The organism is Alphaproteobacteria bacterium (assembly GCA_016699735.1).
Lineage (GTDB): Bacteria > Pseudomonadota > Alphaproteobacteria > Micavibrionales > Micavibrionaceae > JAGNKE01.
Genome location: CP065008.1, coordinates 2,324,118 through 2,343,811 on the forward strand (window position 1 = coordinate 2,324,118; position 19,694 = coordinate 2,343,811).

General features: G+C 54.3%; 27 protein-coding genes. 12 read left to right on the forward strand and 15 right to left on the reverse strand.

Annotated elements, in window-relative coordinates; all coding sequences use genetic code 11:
* Positions 1 to 159 precede the first annotated feature (159 nt).
* Complete coding sequence (locus IPN28_11545) at positions 160 to 771, forward strand: glutathione S-transferase N-terminal domain-containing protein (protein QQS56879.1); 612 nt, start codon at positions 160 to 162, stop codon at positions 769 to 771.
* A gap of 598 nt (positions 772 to 1,369) precedes the next feature.
* On the opposite strand, the gene IPN28_11550 is transcribed toward IPN28_11545, so the two are convergent.
* The 12 genes from IPN28_11550 to IPN28_11605 all read right to left on the reverse strand — a co-directional run bounded on the left by IPN28_11550 (position 1,370) and on the right by IPN28_11605 (position 9,810).
* Entirely contained in the window at positions 1,370 to 1,507 is a 138-nt protein-coding gene (locus IPN28_11550) for a hypothetical protein (protein ID QQS56880.1), read from the reverse strand.
* A 148-nt stretch (positions 1,508 to 1,655) separates the two neighbouring features.
* Positions 1,656 to 2,762 carry an AFG1 family ATPase gene (locus tag IPN28_11555; GenBank protein ID QQS56881.1) on the reverse strand — a complete coding sequence of 369 codons (1,107 nt, stop codon included), beginning with the start codon at positions 2,760 to 2,762 and terminating at the stop codon, positions 1,656 to 1,658.
* Positions 2,743 to 3,561, reverse strand: coding sequence for a twin-arginine translocase subunit TatC (tatC, locus tag IPN28_11560; GenBank protein ID QQS56882.1), 819 nt, complete (start codon positions 3,559 to 3,561; stop codon positions 2,743 to 2,745). Before tatC ends, IPN28_11555 begins: the two co-directional genes overlap by 20 nt.
* On the reverse strand, positions 3,558 to 3,863 hold the full coding sequence (locus tag IPN28_11565) for a hypothetical protein (GenBank protein ID QQS56883.1): 306 nt from the start codon (positions 3,861 to 3,863) through the stop codon (positions 3,558 to 3,560). The genes tatC and IPN28_11565 overlap by 4 nt, the downstream gene beginning before the upstream one ends.
* 41 nt (positions 3,864 to 3,904) lie before the next feature.
* Complete coding sequence (locus tag IPN28_11570) at positions 3,905 to 4,315, reverse strand: hypothetical protein (GenBank protein QQS56884.1); 411 nt, start codon at positions 4,313 to 4,315, stop codon at positions 3,905 to 3,907.
* 3 nt (positions 4,316 to 4,318) lie between these two features.
* Complete coding sequence (locus tag IPN28_11575; GenBank protein ID QQS56885.1) at positions 4,319 to 4,531, reverse strand: twin-arginine translocase TatA/TatE family subunit; 213 nt, start codon at positions 4,529 to 4,531, stop codon at positions 4,319 to 4,321.
* Positions 4,531 to 5,193, reverse strand: a complete 663-nt coding sequence (gene scpB, locus IPN28_11580) for an SMC-Scp complex subunit ScpB (protein QQS56886.1) — start codon at positions 5,191 to 5,193, stop codon at positions 4,531 to 4,533. Before scpB ends, IPN28_11575 begins: the two co-directional genes overlap by 1 nt.
* A complete protein-coding gene (locus IPN28_11585) occupies positions 5,186 to 6,076 on the reverse strand; it encodes a segregation/condensation protein A (protein ID QQS56887.1) in 891 nt (296 codons plus the stop codon). The genes scpB and IPN28_11585 overlap by 8 nt, the downstream gene beginning before the upstream one ends.
* The gene (gene nagZ, locus IPN28_11590) at positions 6,073 to 7,086 is read right to left on the reverse strand and encodes a beta-N-acetylhexosaminidase (GenBank protein QQS56888.1); all 1,014 of its coding nucleotides are present in this window, start codon (positions 7,084 to 7,086) and stop codon (positions 6,073 to 6,075) included. The genes IPN28_11585 and nagZ overlap by 4 nt, the downstream gene beginning before the upstream one ends.
* On the reverse strand, positions 7,083 to 8,147 hold the full coding sequence (locus tag IPN28_11595; GenBank protein ID QQS56889.1) for an SPOR domain-containing protein: 1,065 nt from the start codon (positions 8,145 to 8,147) through the stop codon (positions 7,083 to 7,085). Before IPN28_11595 ends, nagZ begins: the two co-directional genes overlap by 4 nt.
* Before the next feature lie 76 nt (positions 8,148 to 8,223).
* Entirely contained in the window at positions 8,224 to 9,429 is a 1,206-nt protein-coding gene (locus tag IPN28_11600; GenBank protein ID QQS56890.1) for a deoxyguanosinetriphosphate triphosphohydrolase, read from the reverse strand.
* Between the two features lie 150 nt (positions 9,430 to 9,579).
* Positions 9,580 to 9,810, reverse strand: coding sequence for a DUF2628 domain-containing protein (locus IPN28_11605; protein QQS56891.1), 231 nt, complete (start codon positions 9,808 to 9,810; stop codon positions 9,580 to 9,582).
* A gap of 143 nt (positions 9,811 to 9,953) precedes the next feature.
* Between IPN28_11605 and IPN28_11610 the strand changes: the two genes are divergently transcribed.
* Genes IPN28_11610 through IPN28_11620 form a run of 3 tightly spaced genes read left to right on the forward strand, consistent with a single transcriptional unit; the run spans position 9,954 to position 10,670 of the window.
* Positions 9,954 to 10,172: a hypothetical protein gene (locus tag IPN28_11610; GenBank protein ID QQS56892.1), complete on the forward strand. Its 219-nt coding sequence runs from the start codon at positions 9,954 to 9,956 to the stop codon at positions 10,170 to 10,172.
* Positions 10,173 to 10,196: 24 nt separating this feature from the next.
* A complete protein-coding gene (locus IPN28_11615) occupies positions 10,197 to 10,517 on the forward strand; it encodes an iron-sulfur cluster assembly accessory protein (protein ID QQS56893.1) in 321 nt (106 codons plus the stop codon).
* 3 nt (positions 10,518 to 10,520) lie between these two features.
* Positions 10,521 to 10,670 carry a hypothetical protein gene (locus IPN28_11620; GenBank protein ID QQS56894.1) on the forward strand — a complete coding sequence of 50 codons (150 nt, stop codon included), beginning with the start codon at positions 10,521 to 10,523 and terminating at the stop codon, positions 10,668 to 10,670.
* Between the two features lie 550 nt (positions 10,671 to 11,220).
* Here the strand turns inward: IPN28_11620 and IPN28_11625 are convergent.
* Together IPN28_11625 and IPN28_11630 are read right to left on the reverse strand one after the other, a co-directional pair.
* Positions 11,221 to 11,610 carry a hypothetical protein gene (locus tag IPN28_11625; GenBank protein QQS56895.1) on the reverse strand — a complete coding sequence of 130 codons (390 nt, stop codon included), beginning with the start codon at positions 11,608 to 11,610 and terminating at the stop codon, positions 11,221 to 11,223.
* Between the two features lie 89 nt (positions 11,611 to 11,699).
* Positions 11,700 to 12,218, reverse strand: a complete 519-nt coding sequence (locus IPN28_11630; protein ID QQS56896.1) for a GNAT family N-acetyltransferase — start codon at positions 12,216 to 12,218, stop codon at positions 11,700 to 11,702.
* A 77-nt stretch (positions 12,219 to 12,295) separates the two neighbouring features.
* Here IPN28_11630 and IPN28_11635 point away from each other — a divergent pair, with 77 nt between their 5' ends.
* The 7 genes from IPN28_11635 (at position 12,296) to IPN28_11665 (ending at position 18,115) form a co-directional block, all read left to right on the forward strand.
* Entirely contained in the window at positions 12,296 to 12,709 is a 414-nt protein-coding gene (locus tag IPN28_11635) for a hypothetical protein (protein QQS56897.1), read from the forward strand.
* A 44-nt stretch (positions 12,710 to 12,753) separates the two neighbouring features.
* Entirely contained in the window at positions 12,754 to 13,536 is a 783-nt protein-coding gene (gene xth, locus IPN28_11640) for an exodeoxyribonuclease III (protein ID QQS56898.1), read from the forward strand.
* 1 nt (position 13,537) lies between these two features.
* Positions 13,538 to 14,164 (forward strand): hypothetical protein, encoded by a 627-nt coding sequence (locus IPN28_11645; GenBank protein ID QQS56899.1) that lies wholly within the window; start codon positions 13,538 to 13,540, stop codon positions 14,162 to 14,164.
* 12 nt (positions 14,165 to 14,176) lie between these two features.
* Positions 14,177 to 15,460, forward strand: a complete 1,284-nt coding sequence (locus IPN28_11650; GenBank protein QQS56900.1) for an MgtC/SapB family protein — start codon at positions 14,177 to 14,179, stop codon at positions 15,458 to 15,460.
* 143 nt (positions 15,461 to 15,603) lie between these two features.
* Positions 15,604 to 16,515, forward strand: coding sequence for a hypothetical protein (locus IPN28_11655; GenBank protein QQS56901.1), 912 nt, complete (start codon positions 15,604 to 15,606; stop codon positions 16,513 to 16,515).
* 91 nt (positions 16,516 to 16,606) lie between these two features.
* Positions 16,607 to 17,740 carry a hypothetical protein gene (locus tag IPN28_11660; GenBank protein QQS56902.1) on the forward strand — a complete coding sequence of 378 codons (1,134 nt, stop codon included), beginning with the start codon at positions 16,607 to 16,609 and terminating at the stop codon, positions 17,738 to 17,740.
* A 75-nt stretch (positions 17,741 to 17,815) separates the two neighbouring features.
* A complete protein-coding gene (locus IPN28_11665; GenBank protein ID QQS56903.1) occupies positions 17,816 to 18,115 on the forward strand; it encodes a hypothetical protein in 300 nt (99 codons plus the stop codon).
* Between the two features lie 15 nt (positions 18,116 to 18,130).
* Here the strand turns inward: IPN28_11665 and IPN28_11670 are convergent, their stop codons facing one another.
* Positions 18,131 to 18,850 carry an amino acid racemase gene (locus tag IPN28_11670; protein QQS56904.1) on the reverse strand — a complete coding sequence of 240 codons (720 nt, stop codon included), beginning with the start codon at positions 18,848 to 18,850 and terminating at the stop codon, positions 18,131 to 18,133.
* Between the two features lie 254 nt (positions 18,851 to 19,104).
* Here IPN28_11670 and IPN28_11675 point away from each other — a divergent pair, with 254 nt between their 5' ends.
* Complete coding sequence (locus tag IPN28_11675) at positions 19,105 to 19,596, forward strand: response regulator (protein ID QQS56905.1); 492 nt, start codon at positions 19,105 to 19,107, stop codon at positions 19,594 to 19,596.
* The last annotated feature ends 98 nt before the right edge of the window (positions 19,597 to 19,694 follow it).

Genomic DNA, 19,694 nt, shown 5'->3' on the forward strand with positions numbered 1-19,694 from the left:
AAACCACACTAACCGATCGGAGAATAAAAATCATCTCCCCGCATAAAAACAAATCAAAAACCCTATGCAAAATTCATGACAGGTTGAATCGTTTGTGTTTTTCAGTATGTTGAAAGAAGAATTTATAAATTGAATGGATCACAACGGAGCAACCCCCTCATGACCATGAAGCTTTTCTATACGCCCACATCCCCCTACGCCCGCAAGGTCCGCATCGTCGCGCTCGAAAAGGGCTTACAGGATAAAATCTCTGAAGTCATTGCTCCTCCCTCCGATAATCCGCCGGAATTGCAGAAAACGAATCCCTTGGGCGCGATTCCCGCCCTGCTTCTTGAAAACGGGGAATCCCTCTACGACAGCATGGTGATCGGCGCCTATCTTGACTCTCTTTCAAAGAACAATCCGCTATACCCCTCCTCCGGCATCGAAAAATTCCGCGCGATGCGGGCCGAAGCCTTGGCCAACGGAGTCATGGAATCGGGCGTGGCGATTGTTTACGAACGCCGCCGAACCGACACCGGAATCTCCCAGAAAATCGTCGATAAACACCTCAAGGCCATCGACCGCTGCCTGCCCGTCATGGAAAGCGAAAGCGCAGATTTCGGCGCGGCCATCGACATCCGCCAGATCGCCTTCGGCGCCGCTCTGGGCTACATCGCCTTCCGCCTGCCGGAGGTGAACTGGCCCTCCAAAGCCCCCAAACTGGCGAAGTGGTATGAAACCTTCAGCCAGCGCCCGTCGATGACGGCGACGGAACCGAAGGATATTTAGAACCTGCAAGCCCACCCAACCAAAACCGCTTTCGGCTTGACAGAAAAAAGCCCATTCATGACAAAATGAAAACACGTTAGGCGTGCGAAAAGGTGTGTGCTCCTGAGCCAAGGCTTGCTTTGCCTCAAAGGTGCCGAAGGCAAAAGACTGACTTACCGTGGGACTAAAATCAACGCGTAACCTTGCTCGCAATCAAAAACACTAACCAACAAAAAAGAAAAGGGGGAGCCGCTGGACTCCGCCCTAAACTTTGATTACAATTCACGACTATGGACCCGCTAATGGTTTAGTGCTCAAGTTACCCACCTGCAGCAATGGGGTTCGATTCCCCACAGGCCCACATAACTCAGTTTACGATCCCTTCCATAAGGATCGTGAGAGTTTCAAATTTAAGCCCCTTCCATAAGGGCTTTTTAGTTTCTTTCAGTTTCTCCTTACGGAGAAATGGAGCGGGATTTACATCCGCACCGAGCAGGCCACTTTCGTTACCACGGGGTGGCCTGTTCTCTTTCATCGTTGCCAATAAATAGTCAACGACGAATCAAATTATCACGAAGCTGCGATAATAAAAAGATAAAAAATTAATCCGAAAATAATCTTAGTCTGTACCGTCAGATTCCAAGCTTTCCTTGGCTTCCAGAGATTTTTTACCCGCTTTATCCTTCAAAGACTTTGGCAGGGTGTTCAGCATGGTTTTTAAAACCGCATCACGGAGCTTTTCATCTTCGTTACTCATGGCTAGAGACAATAAATTTAGGCGTAGTAAGAATCATTAGCTAAGCATATAATTGTGAATATATTCCTGTTTCGAATTTTTTCTTTCCTGCCTCCACATCGCAGAAAACCCGTGCTTACAGGTCTTTAGAAAAACTGCGATTATTGCCCTAAGGATACCCCTCGCTCTGCATTTCCTGCAGGCGGGAGATGGTGCGCTGGAACTCGAAACTGTGATCGTGCCCGGCATAAAGCTTCTCGGGCCGCGTCTCAGCCGAAATCACCACCCGCACCCGCTTGTCGTAAAGCGCGTCGATGAGGTTCATCAGCCGCTTCGCCTCGTTCCGCCGATCGTATTTCAGCGCTGGAACGTTTTCCAGCAGGACCGTATGGAAATTCCGCGCAATCGTCACGTAATCCTCCGCCCCCAGCGGCTGCTCGCAGAGTTGCGAAAAGGTAAACCGCGCCACGCCCTTGGCCGTCCGCACCGGAAGCCGCCGCCCTTTGACGAACAGCTTTTCCTCCAGCGCCGGCGCCTGTCCGGTCAAAAGGCCGAACAATGCGTCCATCTTCTGCTCGGTCGCCCGCCCCAGCGGCGTGAAATACGTTCCCTCCTCGGCCAGCGCCCGCGCCCGGTAATCGTGCGGACTGTCCAGATGCACGATCTCCATCTTTTCTTTCATCAGCGCGATAAAGGGCAAAAACCGCTCGCGCTGCAAGCCGCCCTCATACAGCCGATCCGGCGGCCAGTTGGAGGTCGCCACCACGACCACGCCCTTTTCGAAGAGCAGCCGGAACAGCCGCCCGAGGATCATCGCATCCGCCACATCGGTAATATGAAATTCATCGAAGCACAGCACTTTCGATCTCTGAAAAATCAACTCGCCCAGCGAAGGCAGCGCCTGATCCACCGCCCCGCCGTTGATCGTATCCTCTGACCGCCGCGTATGGATGTAATCATGCACTTCGATCATGAATTCGTGAAAATGCACCCGCCGCTTGCCGATCGCCAGCGGCAGACAGGAAAAAAACAAATCCATCAGCATGGATTTGCCGCGCCCGACCCCGCCATGCAGGTAAACCCCGAGAGGAGACGCCTCCGCCTTGCCCTTGCCGGAAACCTTCTCGAAAAAGCTCATCCGGGGCTTTTTCTCCGCCTCCAGAAGTTCATCGTAAAGCCGTTGCAGCGATTTCACCGCCGCGCCCTGCGCCGGATCGAGATGCAGTTCTCCGCGCAGCAGCTTTTCCGAATACAGGCTAAGCGGCGTGTGTGTCATTGTGCGGTTTATTCTCTGGGTTTGCATCGGAGTGCGGCGCGACCATGCGGATCATGAGAATGGAGAGTTCATAAAGCCCCATCAGGGGAACAGCCAGCAGAATTTGACTCAGAACGTCCGGCGGCGTCAAGATCGCCGCGACGGTGAAGATGAGGATAATCATATACCGCCTCTGCTTCGCAAGCCAGTCCGGTGTGATGATTCCCACAAATCCGAGCAGGGTGAGGAACACCGGCATCTGAAAACACAACCCGAACGCGAAAATCAAAGTCATGATCAGGTCGAGATACTCACTGACCCGCGCCTCTAATTGTATCGGCAGCACCGCCTCCTCCGCACTCACCTGAAAACTCAGAAAAAATGGCCAGGCCATCGGAAGAACAAAATAATACACACAGGCCGCGCCAAGAAAAAATAATACGGGCGTCGCGGCCAGAAACGGCAGAAACGCCCTGCGTTCTTTTTCATAAAGACCGGGCGCAATAAAAATCCAGACTTGAATCAAAAGAACAGGAAACGTGATGAAGATACCGGAAAACAACGCAACTTTCAGATAGGTGAAAAAAGCTTCGGTCAGGTTCGTATAGATAAGCCGGTTCGTATCTCCCGGCCCCATCGCCTCCGCAAGTGGCGTCACAAGAAAATTGTATATATCACTGACAAAGAAATAACAAATGAGCGTACTTAAAAACATGGTTGAAAAAACCCAGATAAGTCGCCTACGAAGATCAAGCAGGTGCCCCATCAACGGTTGTTTTGTATGCTCAAGAGTTTCATTTTCCAGATTCACGGAAGTCATGCATCACCCTCTTCCGTTTTTTTCATAACAGGATTCTGCGGGGCCGCAGGAGGATCCTCCTCCGCATCGGCCTCCGCCTCGTTAAAATCCTTCTCCTCGAAATTCACGGACTTACGCAGATCGTCCAGATCGGCCTCCCGCATCAGATCATCGAACTGCTGCGACAGCGCATATTTAACGTAATGAATCCGCCGTACGACCCGCCCGAAAAACACCATGACCTTCGGCAATTCCTCCGGCCCGATCAGGATCACCGCGAGCGCCGCGATCAGCAAAAGCTCCTGCCAACCCACATCCAGCATCGAAATCTCTCATCCAAACGCGAAAATAAAACCCAGCGCCGCTAAAGGAACAAATCTACGCATAACTTTAAGCCAGCCACATACCCCGGCACAACCACCAAAGCGTTGGCAACGATGGCCATGTTCAAAAGCATGGATTTCTCATCGTCCGTGAGATCGTCATAGCTTTTAAGCTCCTGCTCCGCCTGCCCGGTTTCCTGAACGGAGGCGTAAAACTCCCACATCAGCCCGTAAATCAGCATGGGAATCAGCACCCACCCGAATTTCCCCGCCCAGTCGGGATGAAAGAAACCAATCACAAACACGAAGGAAAAACAGCAGGAGATGGCCGAGGCGCAAGCGGCGCGGGGGGTTTTTTTCCAGTCTTCGAAAATGCCCGCCACCGTGAAGGCAAAGAGAACGACGAGGTAAAGCGATGCCCACCACGGCACGGAAAGCGTGCCTACATCCATGGATTATTCTTCGTCCCTGACCTTCGCAGGGTCTTTCTGAGAAACGGATTTTTCATGACCGATTTGCGGCTTTTCGGGGTCGCCCTCCTTCAAGCCCTTCTTGAAACTGTTGATCCCCTTGGCGAGGTTTTCCATGATGCCCGGAACACGGTTGGCACCGAACAGCACGAACACCAGCAGGATAATAATCAGGATTTGCAGCGGACCGGGGGACATCAGGTCACCTCCTCAAGGAGTTCTTCCACGGCGTCATCCTCGGATTCCTCGTCGGCGGCGCGTGACAATCCTTCTACCCCGTCTATCCGCTTCTGTCCAGAGAACAGGTCGGCTTGAGGAATAGCCTCGATCGCCGGACGCCGATCCAGAAGCCCCGCCGCCTTCAGATCGTCCATCCCCGGCAGGTCCATGAGCGATTCAAGGCTGAACGCATCCATAAAGCCGGTCGTCGTCACCCATGTCAGGGGCCGACCGGGTGCCTCGCGCCGCCGCCCCGGCTTGATCCAGCCCATTTCCATCAAGGCGTCCAGCGTCCCCTTATGGGTCTGAACACCGCGAATATTCTCGATCTCCGCCCGTGTGATCGGCTGGTGATAGGCAACGATGGCCAGAGTCTCCATCGCCGCCCGTGAAAGCTTCCGCGCCACCTGCCGTTGAAGGGTCAGGCTCTCGGCAAGGTCCGGCGCCGTGCGGAACGCCCACGCCCCCTCGCGCTCGACGAGTTCAATGCCGCGCCCCTCGTATTCCTTGCGAAGCGCCATCAAAAGACCGCCGACATCCGATCCCTCGGGCATCCGCTCATGCAACTCCCGCGTCGCCAGAGGCTCCGGCGAAGCGAACAACAAAGCCTCAAGGAGGCGTTTATTCATCGGATCAGCCATCAGCCACCTCCGCTTGCACCGGAACGCTCCGCACGTAAATAGGCCGAAACAGCCCATCCTGCCGGATTTCCAGCCGCCCCTGCTTCGCCAGTTCCAGACCCGCCGTAAAGGTGGACGCCAGAACCGAGCGTTTATAAAGACTGTCCTGCAAATCCTCGGGGAGGAAACTCTGCAGCGTCGCCCACACGCTCTGCTGTCCGCTGCGGGGCAGTGCGCCGAGCATCTTCGAAAGCCGCTCCAACGCCTCGTCGGAAGACATCAGACTGAAGGTCGGCATATCGTAGGTTTGATTCTCCTGCCGCGCCCGAATATCGCCGTAAGCCTTGAGCAGGTCATAAAGATTGACCTCCCAATGCGTTGTGACTTCGGTCCGCACACCTTCGGTCATGCCGCGGGCAAAAACCTGCTGCCCCAGTTTGGGCAGGGTAAATAGCTGTTCCGCGCATTTTTGCATGGCCTCCAGCCGTTGCAACTGGAATTGCAGTGCCCCGGCCATTTCCTCCGCACTCGGCTCCTCGGAATTTTCGTCGCGGGGCAGATAAAGCCGAGACTTGAGATACGTCAGCCACGCCGCCATCACCAGATACTCGGCGGCGAGTTCGAGATTCAAAGCCTTCGCCCGCTCGATGAAAACAAGATACTGGCGCACGAGTTGCAGGATCGAGATTTTCGCCAGATCGACCTTCTGCTTGCGCGCAAGCTCCAGCAAAATATCAATCGGCCCCTCATAGCCATCGATATTGAGCAAAAGCGTATCGACCTCGTCCGCCAGACGCGGCCCCGTCACCCGCGGCGGGTCTTCCGAAAAAGCCACAGCCGCCGAAGAACCGGAAACCTCCGGCGCGGCAGGAATAGACTCATTGATGGCAGCATCAGCACTCATGCCGCTATGTTCCCGCTTTCCGAGGCGTTTTTCAAGCGGATAAGCGCGTTTTGGCTGATTTTAGGCAGGTTTTCCGCCAGTTTTTCCATGACATCGAACTCCCCCTTGCAATAAAGCGCCAGATCGCACCCCGCCTTAAGGCACGCCGACGCCCGCTCAGGCAGGGAACCATAGGGGTCCAGCGCCTTCATATCGAGGTCGTCCCCCACCAGAAACCCGTCAAAACCGATCTCCTCCCGAATGATGTCCGAAATGATCCGCGAAGACAGAGTCGCCGGATTATCCTTATCCAAAGCGGGATAGACAATATGCGCGGTCATCCCCCACACGGCCTGCCCCGCCTCCGACCGGGCGACCTGCTTGAACGGCGCGAAATCCGTAAGCCTTAATTCCCCCGCATCGACCTCGACCACCGGAAGCTCAAGATGACTGTCCGCCTTCGCCCGCCCGTGCCCCGGAAGATGCTTGATCACCGGAGTAATCCCCGCCTTGAGCAAATGACGGCAGACGGACAGCCCCAGCCGCCCCGCGATGGCCGGATCCGACGAAAACGAACGGTCGCCGATCACATCGTGGCACCCCTCGAAAATCAGGTCGAGAACAGGCGTGCAATTCACGTTAATGCCGAGTTCAATCAGGCTTTCGGCAATCCGCAGCGTCTCGAACCGCAAATCCTCCAGCGCCTCATCCGGTTGTGTTTCATAGCGTTCGCCGAAATGCCGGAACGATTGAAAGTCGCGCCAGTGCGGCGGCCGTAATCGCTGCACCCGCCCCCCCTCCTGATCGATCAGGACCGGACAGTCGCGCCCCACAGTTTCCTTCAGAGATTGCACAAGCGCATAAAGCTGCTGCGGGTTTTCGCAATTCCGCGCAAAGAGAATAAAACCCAGCGGATCGGCGGACCGGAACAGGGATTTTTCAGCAGGAGTCAGAACAGGTCCGGCAGGCGCGAAGGTCGTGGCCAGAGCCCTCTCCGCCCCCCGGCTGAAATCGGTTTTCCCCGCAATCATTTTTTGACGACCAGACAGCCGACCGGCGTAATCGCCTTGATCTCGCGGCAAATCTCATCCGCGCTGTCCTTGCTGATCGGTCCGGCCTGAATCCGGTAGAAGGTGCCGCGGTCGAGGCTGGCTTCCTGCACCCGGTATTTCAGCTCACTGATGGTGGCGCCATATTTCTTCTGCAGCTTGCGCCACTCTTTTTCCGTCGCTCCGCGGTTCTGGATACTGGCCAACTGGACATAATAGGTGCCGGACGTTGCCTTGAATTTCGGCGCGGAAGACAGGCCCGACGTCGGCTCGATCTGGCTCATTTCCTCGGCTTTTTCCTCGGTCGTCGCCAGATTCTCGGGCGCAGGGGCCGGGGCAGCCTCCGCCTCGGGATCGGGCTGCTGGATATCGATAGCCCGCACATCAATCGGCGGCGGCGCGATCTCGGCCTCCCTCACCTCAGGAACGGCAGGGGTATCCGCCCCCTTTTCCTTGTTCAGAACGCTCTGCACGAAATCCTTGGTTTCGGGGGATGTCCCCGCCCGGTGCAGGGTCATCGGATCGACGGCCTCGCCCGAAGCGGGTTCAGTCGCGGCGATCTGCTGGCTGTTCTCGTCGATTTTCTGGATCACATCCTGCGGCTTCACCTCGCCCTCGGCGGAACGGTAAACCTCCTCGCCCAAAGCCTCCTGCATGGCCTGCTCCTTGCTCGGCATCGCCTCGTCGGGAGAATCAAGCAGGTTTTCAATCTCGTCCTTCTGCCCCTGGATCGGCGCCTCGCCCACACGCGCCAGAATCGTGCTCTCGCTGTTGGGGATATCCATCCCCCCCCGTTCCTCCGGCTCACTCTTGATCGGACGCAGATCGGCCTTCACGATGGGAATCTCCCCGCGCCGATTATTGGCGGAGGGATAGGACATAACAATCACCCCGGCGAACACCGCCCCGACCAGCAACAGCGCCGCCGTCGTCAGCCCCGGCCCGAACCGCGAACCGCCCTCGTCGTCAATGGCCTGCGGCCTTTTCGGGCTTTTCAGGTAATGGTCATAGCCGTACTGCTGGAAATGGTTATCCTTAGTCATAATATGCTCCGTTGAGGGAAGGTATGCGGCATGGGCGGTATCAGTGCGAATCAACTCGGGGTGTGACCCACGATTATTACCGCAAATCCCAGTAAAGGTCAAAAAGCCTTTCATGCTCCCGTATGGCGTAACGGTCGGTCATCCCGGCGATGTAATCCGCCACGATCCGCGCCCGCAGCGCGTCATCCGCCTCCGCCCCCGCCTCCAAAATCCGCGCCTGCCAGTTATCCGGCAACAGCAGATAATTCTTGTGGAAAGCTCCAAACAGGTCGGTCACGATCCGCTCGACCTTCAGCCATATCCGCCGCATCGTGTAATGGCGGTACATCCGCTCGTAAAGAAACCCGCGCAGCGCGTCCACATGATCCCGCATAGTCTCAGAGAACGCCACCATCGGCCGCCCCGCCATGCGGATATCCTCCGTCGTTTTCGGCTTGAGCGCCGCCAGCCGTGCCCGCGTCTCGGTCAAAACATCCTCAACCATCGCGCCGATCATGGCGCGGATCATCTCCTGCACGAGGTAACGCTCCTCGATCCCCGGATAGTCGCGGCGCACCGAATCGATAATCCCGCCGAGCAGGGAGAGCTTTTCAAGATCGGCAATGGTAAACATCCCCGCCCGCAGCCCGTCCTCGACATCGTGGTTGTTATACGCGATATCGTCCGACAGCGCCGCGACCTGCGCCTCGACGGAGGCATAAGTGGACAGCCGCAAATCCGTCTGCGCCTGCAATTCCCGCACGGCGATATGCGGCGGCGTTGTCAGCGGCCCGTTATGCTTGACCACGCCCTCCAGCGTCTCCCACGTCAGATTCAGCCCGTTCCATTTCGGATATTTGCGCTCCAGTGTCGTCAGGACGCGCAAGCTCTGGTCGTTATGATCGAACCCGCCGTAATCTTTCATGCAGGCCTGCAGATACTCCTCCCCGATATGCGCGAAGGGCGTATGGCCAAGATCATGGGCCAGCGCAATCCCCTCCGCCAGATCCTCATTGACCATCAGCGCCCGCGCAATCGACCGCGTGATCTGCGCGACCTCAAGCGTATGCGTCAGGCGCGTGCGGTAATGATCCCCCTCGTGATAAACGAAGACCTGTGTTTTGTATTTCAGGCGGCGGAACGCACTGGAATGGATGATCCGGTCGCGGTCGCGCTGGAAAGCCGTGCGGTGCGCGCTGTCCGGCTCGGCATGGATGCGGCCATTGCTCTCATCGGGCCGACAGGCATACGCCGCCAGCGGCAAGGCGCAGTAATTATAGGCGGTGGCGTCAGGGTGACTCATAATTCCAATAGGTCCATGTATAGAGAAGATACCAAGTCCAGTAAGGCACGATATAGTTCATAATCCAAAAAAGTATTAACAAAAAACCTTTTAGAGCCAAAACCAGATATTGGCAAAAGCTAAGGCACCAACTTTCAATTTTTCATTCTTCTAAATCTCTTGCCATCCCTTTTTCTTATATTGTTTAACTACTATTCTGCGAGCAAAGAAGGGATAAATTAACCATGACACTCCCCCCGTAGGAAAGAGCAGAAGAAGACTGATAATTGCGTGTAACCACGCCCTTTTATATAGAAAATATATTGGACCAAATAACAAACACCATAGAAATGCTTCTTTTACGACTTCAATGCGTTGGCTAATTGGATTACGGAATTTCATAGCTGCCTATTTTAGCTTGAGGCAATATCGTTTCTGGCGCTGAAGACTCCCATCTATCTACCTTGCCCCTAAGCATATCAAAGCGTTATAATAGCCACTATGACCCTAAACATCGACAACTCCGCCGTAAAGCAGCTTTAGTCATGAGTAGTCTTACGATTTATGTTCAGATGCTTAATGAAGGAACGCCCGTTTATCGCCCGGTATCAGCTGAAAAGCTCGGAGATTCACGATTTCGGATACTCTCCGAGTGCGATCACGATGAAGTTTGGCAATTTGAAACAGGCTCAATCGTTATCGGCGAACCCCAAGAATTAAGCACAGGAATAAAAATTGTCGCTGTTCGAATTGCTGAAAATTAAAGAAAAATAGCCTATAATGCTCACATGACCCTAAACATCGACGACACCGCCGTAAAGCGCATAAACGAACTCCGCACCCAGCAGGGCAAGACCGCCCTCAAGCTCCGCATCACCGTCGATGGCGGCGGCTGCTCCGGCTTTATGTATAAGATGGAACTGACCGACAAGGCGGGCAAGGACGACACAATCTTCGCCGACGCGGTGGTGACGGATGCCATCTCCCTGCCCTTCCTCGCCGGCTCGACCGTCCGCTTCGATCAGGGACTCATCGGCTCGGAATTTAAGATCGAAAACCCGAACGCCGTCTCCGGCTGCGGCTGCGGGACGTCCTTTTCGGTGATCTAAAAAATGAAAAACACACTTCTAACCCTTGTTGTGTTTTCATTTTTTCTCTCCGGCTGCGCGACCAACTATTACGTCAACGAAGACCATTACACCGCGCCGAAAAATTATGAAAAAATTTCCGTCAACGTCACCAACCCGGAGCATGAAGCGTAAACATTACTTAAGATTAAAGTGACCTTGATTGATTTCTATCGTGCATAATATTAAGGCTATGAGATTGTAAAAAAATTGTATAAATAATTCATTCAACGTGTGTGGGATTTATGACAAAATACCTACAATGCAGACAATGCAACTGCTTGTTTGGAAGCAGCTTCAAAAGCTGCCCTGACTGTGGCCTTTCTGCAAAAAAAGCTCATTATCGTCCATACGTTATGTTTTGTACAAATTGCGAAAAGATTGCAGATGGCGAAAAACCAGGCTCAAGCCTAATTACTTTTCTATTGCTAATAGCATACATTATCCCCGGACTGATTTATATGATTTGGCGTGGTAAAACTGCAAAAAAATGCAGATCCTGTGGCTCCAAGCAAATGGTTCCTCTTGACAGCCCCCGCGCAGTTCGCATGAGATCGTCTTAACCCCTATCAAGGCTTGAAATCGTTTTAGAGAAAAACTCAAAAAACTACCTGCTCCGCCGTCACGCCGAACCCGGCATACCTCGCCATAAAAATATCTCTGGCTTTACCTGCGTCTCAACATCTTAAAAATGCGGCTCAGGAACACTCTCGGAGGAGTTGCTATCGCTGCGGGCAACATGAACAACATCCCGTCCAAGCCACAGTTTTTCAGGACCATGTTTGTGAATAAAAACAGCTTCACTATCCGCAGCAGCAACTTGAACCTGAAATTCATCGCCATAGACGGCCCCCTGCCCAACCAACGCACCGCCGTCATTTTGAACAAGGCGAATGTCCGCAATCTCTTTCATTCTCGTGTCTATGACCCGCAGGTGTTTGCCATCAGCCTGTTCAGTGATACTGCAGGTATCCTCAGGATAAAAATGAACATCCCGCGTGTGGTACGCCAAGGGCGCTCCGAAGACAACAAGAAGACCAGCTCCGGTCGCCGCAGCAAAAGTCTTTTTTCCCATCATTAACCCCCTAAAATCACAAGATTTATATTGATAGGGAAAATAACAAAAAACTTATATTTCAACAAGAAAAAATCCCTGATTTCATTTCAAAAAACCAGCCCCTTCCTTAACACCACCCGCTCCGCTATCACCCCGCCCTGATCCTCTTCATAACGCCCCAACTCCCCGAACCCCGCATGGTGCAGAACCCGCAGCATCGGCTCGTTCCCCGCCCCACAGATCGTGAGAAAACCCTTATACCCGTCCTCCGCCGCCGCTAGGCCGCAGAACGCCTCCACCATCGCCCGCCCCAGCCCGCGCCCGCGCAAAGGCGCATCGACCGCGACGGCAGACAGAATAAAATAGCGCGGCAGTTCCAGCCCCAGCTCCCGCGTCAGGAAGCTCCGCCCGTACGGCCCGCCGCAGCAAAACCCCGCCAGCGCCCCGCCTTCGCCCTCCAGAACCGCGAAAATGGAGGCGTCCAGCACCCGGTCACGCAGGAAATCGTGCGCCCGCGCCTCTGTCCAGACTTCCCCCCGTTCCGGAGCGTGAAAAGCTGTGCAGTAAAACGCCGCCAAAGACCTCAAATCTTGCTCTTCAGGTACGATTTTCTTAAGATTTTTCATGGTACGATGGCTGTATTACTTTAAATGATTTGAACAGAATATACTGTTTCAGCAATTTTATTGAGGGGAATTATACCGTGGGCTTCATCCGCCAAGTGCATCTGAACCCGACCAGAGCCAAATTGAGCCTGACCTTCAAGCTGCTTTTTATCTTTAGCATCGTCATTGCCGGATCTCTGATCATATTTCATCCGACGGAACAACTGATCGGAAAGTCCATGTGGCTGTATCCCCTCATTTTCATCATGCGCTGGCTGTATGTCCTGAGCGGTCCGGTGATGACGGGCTTTTACTTTGCCAAGGCCTACGGCGTGAAGGCAGGGCTTTATGCCTTGGCGGGTCCGTGCGTGATCGGTGGCATCGGCCTGATCCTGTGGGTAAATATTCTGCTGCTCAAGCGCATTGATTCGGGCACCGTCCTGATCCCCGTCATCCTCTGGCTCGGCGCGGGCGGCTGGGCGACTTACCTGATGCTGGCAATCGGGAAGTAAATACGCATCTTGCCCTCCCGCACCAAGCTGCTATCCTTCCCCCCATGAAAATTGTCACCTGGAACGTCAACTCGATCAACGTGCGCCTTGAACACGTCAAGCGCTACCTGCGGGAGTCCGCGCCGGACGTGCTGATGCTTCAGGAAATAAAAACCGAAAACTTCCCCGCGCAGGAGTTCGAGAATCTCGGCTACAAAGGACGCGCCGTCGGCCAGAAGGCCTATAACGGCGTCGCCATCCTCTCAAAACATGAGATCGCCGTGATCGCGGAGCGCCTGCCCGGCGGCGAGGCGGACGCGCAATCCCGCTATATCGAGGCCGACATCAACGGCCTGCGGCTCATCAACATTTACGCCCCGAACGGCAACCCCGCGCCGGGGGACAAATACGACTACAAGCTGCGCTGGATGAAGCGCCTGACCGCCCGCCTGCGCGAACACGTCTCCAATGACCAGAACTTCGTCATCGGCGGCGATTTCAACATCATCCCCGATGAGAAAGACTGCTTCGACCCGAAAGCATGGCAGGATGACGCCCTCTTCCGTCTCGAATCAAGACAGGCGCTCAGGACGTTGGAAAATATGGGACTCTACGATGCCTTCCGCGTTTTCGATACGCGGGCGCACCAATATACCTTCTGGGATTATCAGGCCGGCGCGTGGCAGAAGGATAACGGCATCCGCATCGACCATTTCCTGCTCTCCCCCGCCATGGCCGACCGCCTGCAATCCTGCGTGATTAACCGCCTCCCCCGGGGTTGGGAAAAGGCCTCCGACCACACGCCCGTCGAACTGACTCTAAATATGAATCTTAATAAAAATGATTAGCATGAGCGCTCAAAGATTTGTGTTTCTTGCCTCATTCCTGACTCTGTCGGCCTGCGCGACCCAAACTTTGCCCCCGCCGCTGGATTACTATAAGGAAAAAAAAATCGCCGCCCCGGCGGACAGTCACTTTACGCACTGCTCCCAGTACGGCTGCAAACGCCTGACCCCGCTCACCCTCGACCCGCAGGACTGGGCCGGGATAGAGACCGCCTTCGGCCCAACCGCCCTAAGCGCCGCCGAGGAACGCGAAAAAATAAAACAAACAATAGGATATCTCGAACGTCTGATCGGCCCGCGCACGGGAACGCAGACGGATGTTGCCGGAACCTTCCGCAGGATCGGCCAGGGCCAGCTCGACTGCGTGGACGAAAGCACGAATACGACCTCCTACCTCCTCCTCCTGAAAGAAAGAGGGTTGCTGAATTTCCATGACGTGGGCGGTCCCGACACACGCTTCCCGCTCATCCACGCCGGACGCTGGCCGCACCAGACCGCCGTGATGACCGACAGGCAAACCCAGACCGCCTACGCCGTGGATTCGTGGTTCCACGACAACGGCAAATCCGCCGAAATCGTCACCCTCGAAAACTGGAAAGAAGGGTGGAAACCGGATAAGGAATTCCGCTAGTATCCTGAGATAATGCCGGAAATAGAAATAACCGTCGCACAGAATTTTCTCATCGCGCTCCTTATCGGGGCGCTGGTGGGGATCGAGCGTGAAAAAAGCAAAGCCGTCGAACCTGAACACTCTTTCGCGGGCCTGCGGACCTTCATGCTGTTTGCGCTGGCCGGGGCGTTGGGTGCCCTGTTCGCCCGACATCTGATGTCACCATGGCCGTTTATTGCGGTGCTTTTAGCCGTCACAGGCATCATTATCGCCGGATACATACAGGAGAACCGCTCCAGCCGCGATTCCGTGGGCCTGACGACCGAGGTTGCGGCCCTGACCGTAACCCTCCTCGGCGGCGCGGTCATATTCGGATACGCTTCGCTGGCAGTCGCACTGGCCATCTCCACCTCGGCCATTCTGGCCTTCAAGCAGCCCATGCACGCCTTTGTCGCAAAGCTCGGCAGAGACGATATCTACGCCGCGCTCAAGTTGTTGATCGCCACCTTCATCGTCCTGCCGTTCCTGCCCGATGCCCCTGTCGATCCTTGGCAGGCGCTGAACCCCTACAAGCTCTGGCTGCTGGTGATCTTTATTTCCGGCCTCTCTCTGGCGGGATACGTCGCCGTGCGCTGGCTGGGCGATACGCATGGAACCCTGCTGACGGGTCTGGCGGGCGGACTCGCTTCATCGACCGCTGTAACGCTGGCCTTTGCCCGCCGCAGCATTGAGGAAAGAAAAGCGGGGACGGACGATATTCTGGCCGCCGGAATTCTCCTCTCGTGGACGATCATGTTTATCCGGGTTCTGGTCGAGGTTGCCGTGGTAAACCGCACCCTCCTGCCGATGCTGATCGCCCCCTATGCCGTGATGACCCTCGCCACATTGGCCGGAGTCGCAATCCTCTACGCAAGAGCCGCCGCTGGTAAAGGAAAGGGCGCGGCCCCCGCAAGCGAGGTGGACGTCATCAACCCGTTCAGCCTCACCTCGGCCGTCAAGTTCGGCGCTTTATTCGCATTAGTCCTCCTGCTGGTTAAAATGACACAAACCTACTTCCCCACCACCGGACTCTACGCCGTCGCGGCGCTCGTCGGACTTTCGGATGTGGACGCCCTGACCCTCTCAATGGCGGAATACGCGCAGAAAGGCGGCAGCGCGCACACCGCCGTAAACGCCATAGTCATCGCCTCCCTGAGCAACACAATCGTCAAATGCGCCTTCACCGGTTTGCTAGGCAGTCCCGCCCTGTGCAAACGCATTATGGCCGCCACCGCCCTGATCATTCTCTCGGGTCTCGCTTCAATCATCGCCACCTAAGAAAATCAGCCGCACCGCTGTTGAAAACTTCGGTCAAAGGCGTGATTTCCTTTCAGTCCCGTGATAACCTGATTCCGCCATGCGGTTTTCGCCTTGTGGTTCTTTAATGTGTTCACTCAAGTCTTTCTTCCGCGGTCGCCCTCATGAAAAAAATCCCCCTGTTGCGCTCCCCTTCCGTAAAACTGTGCCTGGCCACCCTCGCGCTTCTGACGGCCTGCGAAACCTCGCGCCCGCTTGTAAAAACCGAACTGGCCCAGCGCGTCGCCGCCCCGGCCTGGATGATCCGCCGTGAAATCCCGGCGGGCAGCTACCTCCTGACCGCCTATGAGCGTATCCACGATTACAATTCGACCGTAAATGTCTACATCGAGGGCAATGGCCCAACGCCCGAATACCCCACCGCCCTTCACCTCGCCACCAAGGACAAGACGGATAACATCATCTATCTCGCCCAACCCTGCCAGTATAGCGGCCTGATCAAAGACGACGAGGAATGCACCCTCTCAGGCGAACAAGCTTACGCCCCGACATCGCTCGAGGCCATGAACGCCGCCCTGGATGAAATCGCGAAGCGCTATAATGTGAGAGGCTTCCACCTGATCGGCTATGACGGCGGCGCCACGATTGCCGCCAACCTCGCGGCAAGCCGCAAGGATATCCTGTCCCTCCGAACGGTGGCGGGGATTATGGATACCGACGCCTATAACGACGCCCACGGCTGGCCGCGCACAAAAAACGCCCAGAACCCGGCCCTCAAAGCGGCAACACTTTCCAACCTGCCACAATACCACTTCATCGGCGGACAGGATGCCCAGGTGCCCCCCTCGGTGCTTCACGGCTATTTTCAGGCGCTCCCCCCCACCCGCTGCGTCCGCTATGAATTAATACAGGAAAACGAGCATGAAGACGGCTGGGTGGAGAAATGGCCTGACCTCCTCAAGCGCCCTGTCAACTGCAACGGCGCGGTTCCTGAGGATTTCAACGCCCTCGACCTCGTCGCGCAGGAGGGTCCGGCCCCCTACGAAACCGTGAGGGAAATCCCTGAAAAACCTTAATTTTCAGTGGTTTTAACACTCTGCCTATTGTATTGAGACCCGCCGATCGTCTAATCTGGCCCCAACAGCAAAAAAGCGGGAGGATGTGCGTATGAAACGCACAACAAGATACAATCAGTTAATAACTTTAATTATGGCAATGAACGTACTCGCAGGTTGTGACTGGAGTTCGGATTCAGATTATTTGAAATGGAAACTCGTCGGAACCAAAAAAAAAACCTACAGCATACAAATTCAGGGAACTGCGATATTAAAGAAGGATTTGTTTGGACTGGACGAATCACGCCTGTCAAAAGGAAGCCCAGTCACCCTAAGCGTAAAGAATGAATCCTTCATAGTCGTCAACAAGAAGGATAAGGAGACTTTTGAATTACAACTGGTTTCTGGCAACACGTCCTTCTCTTCCTTTCCTGATCTTAATGATAGTTTTTACGGTCAGGATGCCCTGAAATCTATGTTTGAGACCAGAAGCGGAATAGAACTCTCAAAATTTGAAATGGGTCCGAAAGGCTCAAAAGAAGCTCCAGACTTCAACAGATTCCTCTCATTGAATATGTACCTCCGTTTACCAGAAGATACTCTCCTTCAGGAGAAAAAAAGCGGCCTTTCTCGCCTCAATATCTTTGGGGAGGACGAACTGTGCCTGAATCTCTACAACCGTAAAATCAAGGAAAGAGAGGAAAATATCTCTATAACCCTCGAGAGCATAACAAAAACAAAAGACGGCGACATGATAGCGGAAATGAATTACAGGATTGTCGAAAAAGTTCTGACCGAGTACCAGGAGGGGGACTTTGCAAAGAGACGGTTTATCAAAAGATTCAATGATGCAAATATATATACAGACAGAAAACTGAAGCTGAATGACGACGACGAGCAAAAAACTTTCATCTGCGAGTACAAAGGAAAGCACTTCTTCAACATGACCAAGGGCTGGCTGGAGGCGGCCGAAATCGAGCAGTCGATACAATTGATTCGCACGGATGTGACAGTGAAAGCCTCCGAAATATTCAGGGTAAAAACGGCAATAAGACCCATAAATAGAGAGATTGTTGTTCTGGATGAGATTGACGATGCTTTGATTCGCGATGAAATCGGAGAGCATGAAAAACGAAAAAAAAACAAGCCGACAGTCACCGATATGCTTGACCTTCTCGACGGAGGGACCGCAAGCGAAAAGCCTATAGAACAAAAAAACAAGAGCGACAGCAAAGAGTTACAATAGCCTACGACAAGATTATTGGCATATGTCGGACGAATGATTTATTCTGATGGGAGTGCTTTTTAAATAGAGAAACCCATGCGCTGGGCTCAGATTTTATTTGGTTTGTCGATACTGAATGCCGCATCATTTTTAGGTTCGGCAACCGTCCACGCCGACCCCACGGAAGTCCCCGACAACGCCATCGAACAATACCTCTCCGAGGACATGAAGACCGTGCCGGATGGGGTCTACATCCCCTACCCCGAGGATGTGGAGGAGTTTAAGGGCTCTCCGCTCTACAAGTTCCTCGAAAAAATGGCACCGGGAGTAAAGGAGTCCCCCGCCCCCTCCGGCGGCAAATGCGGTGTGAACAAGAAACTCTTCGAAAACGTCTGACGGCAAAAAAGTAAATCAGTTGATCGCCCCGCGCTTCGGCCCGCTGGAAAACGCGTACTTCACCGCCTCCGCGCACTGGATATGGATCGGATTGAGGATCGGGATAGAGGTCTCGTCTGCGGTAATCACCAGCGGCAGCTCCGTGCAGCCGAGCACCAGCCCGTCATAACCGGAATAACGCGAAAGCATCTCCTTAAATCGGCCCCGGAATGCAGGATCCATCCGCCCTGCGGAAATCGCCGTTTGCATCTCCTGAATGGCGGCCCGATCATCCTCAGAAGGAATATCAACATCCAGTCCGAAAAACCTGAGTCGCTTGGCAAAAAACCCGTCTTCCATCGTAAATTTTGTCCCGAGGAGCAAAAGTTTTTTATAATCCCGCGCTTGCGCCTCCCGCGCCGTGGCCACGACCAGATGAACGACGTGCGCCCCCAGCGCAATCCCTTTATCCGCAACCATATCGTAGGCTTTATGCAACGTGTTGTTGCAGATCAGAATACAATCCGGTCCCATCCGGTCCAGAGTCAGAAGCTCCTCGCGCAAAAGATCGGGAATCTCGTCCCACCCGCCCGGTTCGGTGTAGCGGGATTTGATGGCATGATAGTCGATACTGTAGAGAATAATCCGCGCACTGTGATGCCCGCCCATCTTCGCCGCGACCAGTTCGTTCAGATAGGAGTAATAGAGCGGCGTCGAAGGCCAGCTCGTCCCGCCCAGTAGACCGATAATTTTCATAGCTTTACTTCTCCTCGTTCTGAGCCCAATGGCAAAACAGTCTCAAAAGCCCCAACCAAGACAGGCTATGACTCCCCGCCAAATTTCTCAACCCCTTATTTGATAGGGTCTTGCTCACAATCAGGAATTCACCGGAATTATTTGACGCCACATATAACGAAACATGAAAACCCGAAATTCTTGCACTTTTTCGTAAAGACAGGTAACTTTGCAGGGCTTGGAGAACATAACCGATAATAATCACGGGAGGCTCCATGCTGAACAGACTAAACGTCCTGATTGTTGACGACGAACCCGACATCGCCACCCTTATTGAATTTAACCTTAGAAGGATGTTGAAGGCCGAGGATTTGAATATCGTGGTCGCAAACAACGCCAACGAAGCCCTCGGCGCAATACAACACAACGGACACCCGCCATATGATATTATCCTGAGCGACTACAATATGCCCCCCGGTATGAACGGATCGGAAATGACCGCAGCCATTCGCTCCGAACACGGGCACCTTTCAACTCCCGTAATCTTGCTGACAGCAGGCTTCGATTTTCAGGGAATTAAGCAACAGGCTTTGCAAAACGGCGTAACCGAAGTCCTGCCCAAACCGTTTCAACTAAAAGACTTTAAAGCCGCACTGGAAAGAAACCTCCCTGAGGGAGCGTTTACGACCTCAACCCCACAACCCCACGAAACGTCAAGTCAGCCGAACGAGGAGCGCCCACACACTATACCCGCCCTGGCGATCTAGAAAACAAATTTATTAACCACCGATGGCGGGGCACACGGATGATCCCACCCCTAGCCGGAGGGTATCGACGTTACCTGAATAAGACTTACCTTTTCAGA

What these genes read in the sequence shown, in the direction of transcription:
- IPN28_11545 (QQS56879.1), top strand. Translation starts at nt 160, where the DNA reads ATGACCATGAAGCTTTTCTATACGCCCACATCCCCCTACGCCCGCAAG.
- IPN28_11550 (QQS56880.1), bottom strand. Translation starts at nt 1,507, where the DNA reads ATGAGTAACGAAGATGAAAAGCTCCGTGATGCGGTTTTAAAAACCATG.
- IPN28_11555 (QQS56881.1), bottom strand. Translation starts at nt 2,762, where the DNA reads ATGACACACACGCCGCTTAGCCTGTATTCGGAAAAGCTGCTGCGCGGA.
- tatC (QQS56882.1), bottom strand. Translation starts at nt 3,561, where the DNA reads ATGACTTCCGTGAATCTGGAAAATGAAACTCTTGAGCATACAAAACAA.
- IPN28_11565 (QQS56883.1), bottom strand. Translation starts at nt 3,863, where the DNA reads ATGCTGGATGTGGGTTGGCAGGAGCTTTTGCTGATCGCGGCGCTCGCG.
- IPN28_11570 (QQS56884.1), bottom strand. Translation starts at nt 4,315, where the DNA reads ATGGATGTAGGCACGCTTTCCGTGCCGTGGTGGGCATCGCTTTACCTC.
- IPN28_11575 (QQS56885.1), bottom strand. Translation starts at nt 4,531, where the DNA reads ATGTCCCCCGGTCCGCTGCAAATCCTGATTATTATCCTGCTGGTGTTC.
- scpB (QQS56886.1), bottom strand. Translation starts at nt 5,193, where the DNA reads ATGGCTGATCCGATGAATAAACGCCTCCTTGAGGCTTTGTTGTTCGCT.
- IPN28_11585 (QQS56887.1), bottom strand. Translation starts at nt 6,076, where the DNA reads ATGAGTGCTGATGCTGCCATCAATGAGTCTATTCCTGCCGCGCCGGAG.
- nagZ (QQS56888.1), bottom strand. Translation starts at nt 7,086, where the DNA reads ATGATTGCGGGGAAAACCGATTTCAGCCGGGGGGCGGAGAGGGCTCTG.
- IPN28_11595 (QQS56889.1), bottom strand. Translation starts at nt 8,147, where the DNA reads ATGACTAAGGATAACCATTTCCAGCAGTACGGCTATGACCATTACCTG.
- IPN28_11600 (QQS56890.1), bottom strand. Translation starts at nt 9,429, where the DNA reads ATGAGTCACCCTGACGCCACCGCCTATAATTACTGCGCCTTGCCGCTG.
- IPN28_11605 (QQS56891.1), bottom strand. Translation starts at nt 9,810, where the DNA reads ATGAAATTCCGTAATCCAATTAGCCAACGCATTGAAGTCGTAAAAGAA.
- IPN28_11610 (QQS56892.1), top strand. Translation starts at nt 9,954, where the DNA reads ATGAGTAGTCTTACGATTTATGTTCAGATGCTTAATGAAGGAACGCCC.
- IPN28_11615 (QQS56893.1), top strand. Translation starts at nt 10,197, where the DNA reads ATGACCCTAAACATCGACGACACCGCCGTAAAGCGCATAAACGAACTC.
- IPN28_11620 (QQS56894.1), top strand. Translation starts at nt 10,521, where the DNA reads ATGAAAAACACACTTCTAACCCTTGTTGTGTTTTCATTTTTTCTCTCC.
- IPN28_11625 (QQS56895.1), bottom strand. Translation starts at nt 11,610, where the DNA reads ATGGGAAAAAAGACTTTTGCTGCGGCGACCGGAGCTGGTCTTCTTGTT.
- IPN28_11630 (QQS56896.1), bottom strand. Translation starts at nt 12,218, where the DNA reads ATGAAAAATCTTAAGAAAATCGTACCTGAAGAGCAAGATTTGAGGTCT.
- xth (QQS56898.1), top strand. Translation starts at nt 12,754, where the DNA reads ATGAAAATTGTCACCTGGAACGTCAACTCGATCAACGTGCGCCTTGAA.
- IPN28_11645 (QQS56899.1), top strand. Translation starts at nt 13,538, where the DNA reads ATGAGCGCTCAAAGATTTGTGTTTCTTGCCTCATTCCTGACTCTGTCG.
- IPN28_11650 (QQS56900.1), top strand. Translation starts at nt 14,177, where the DNA reads ATGCCGGAAATAGAAATAACCGTCGCACAGAATTTTCTCATCGCGCTC.
- IPN28_11655 (QQS56901.1), top strand. Translation starts at nt 15,604, where the DNA reads ATGAAAAAAATCCCCCTGTTGCGCTCCCCTTCCGTAAAACTGTGCCTG.
- IPN28_11660 (QQS56902.1), top strand. Translation starts at nt 16,607, where the DNA reads ATGAAACGCACAACAAGATACAATCAGTTAATAACTTTAATTATGGCA.
- IPN28_11665 (QQS56903.1), top strand. Translation starts at nt 17,816, where the DNA reads ATGCGCTGGGCTCAGATTTTATTTGGTTTGTCGATACTGAATGCCGCA.
- IPN28_11670 (QQS56904.1), bottom strand. Translation starts at nt 18,850, where the DNA reads ATGAAAATTATCGGTCTACTGGGCGGGACGAGCTGGCCTTCGACGCCG.
- IPN28_11675 (QQS56905.1), top strand. Translation starts at nt 19,105, where the DNA reads ATGCTGAACAGACTAAACGTCCTGATTGTTGACGACGAACCCGACATC.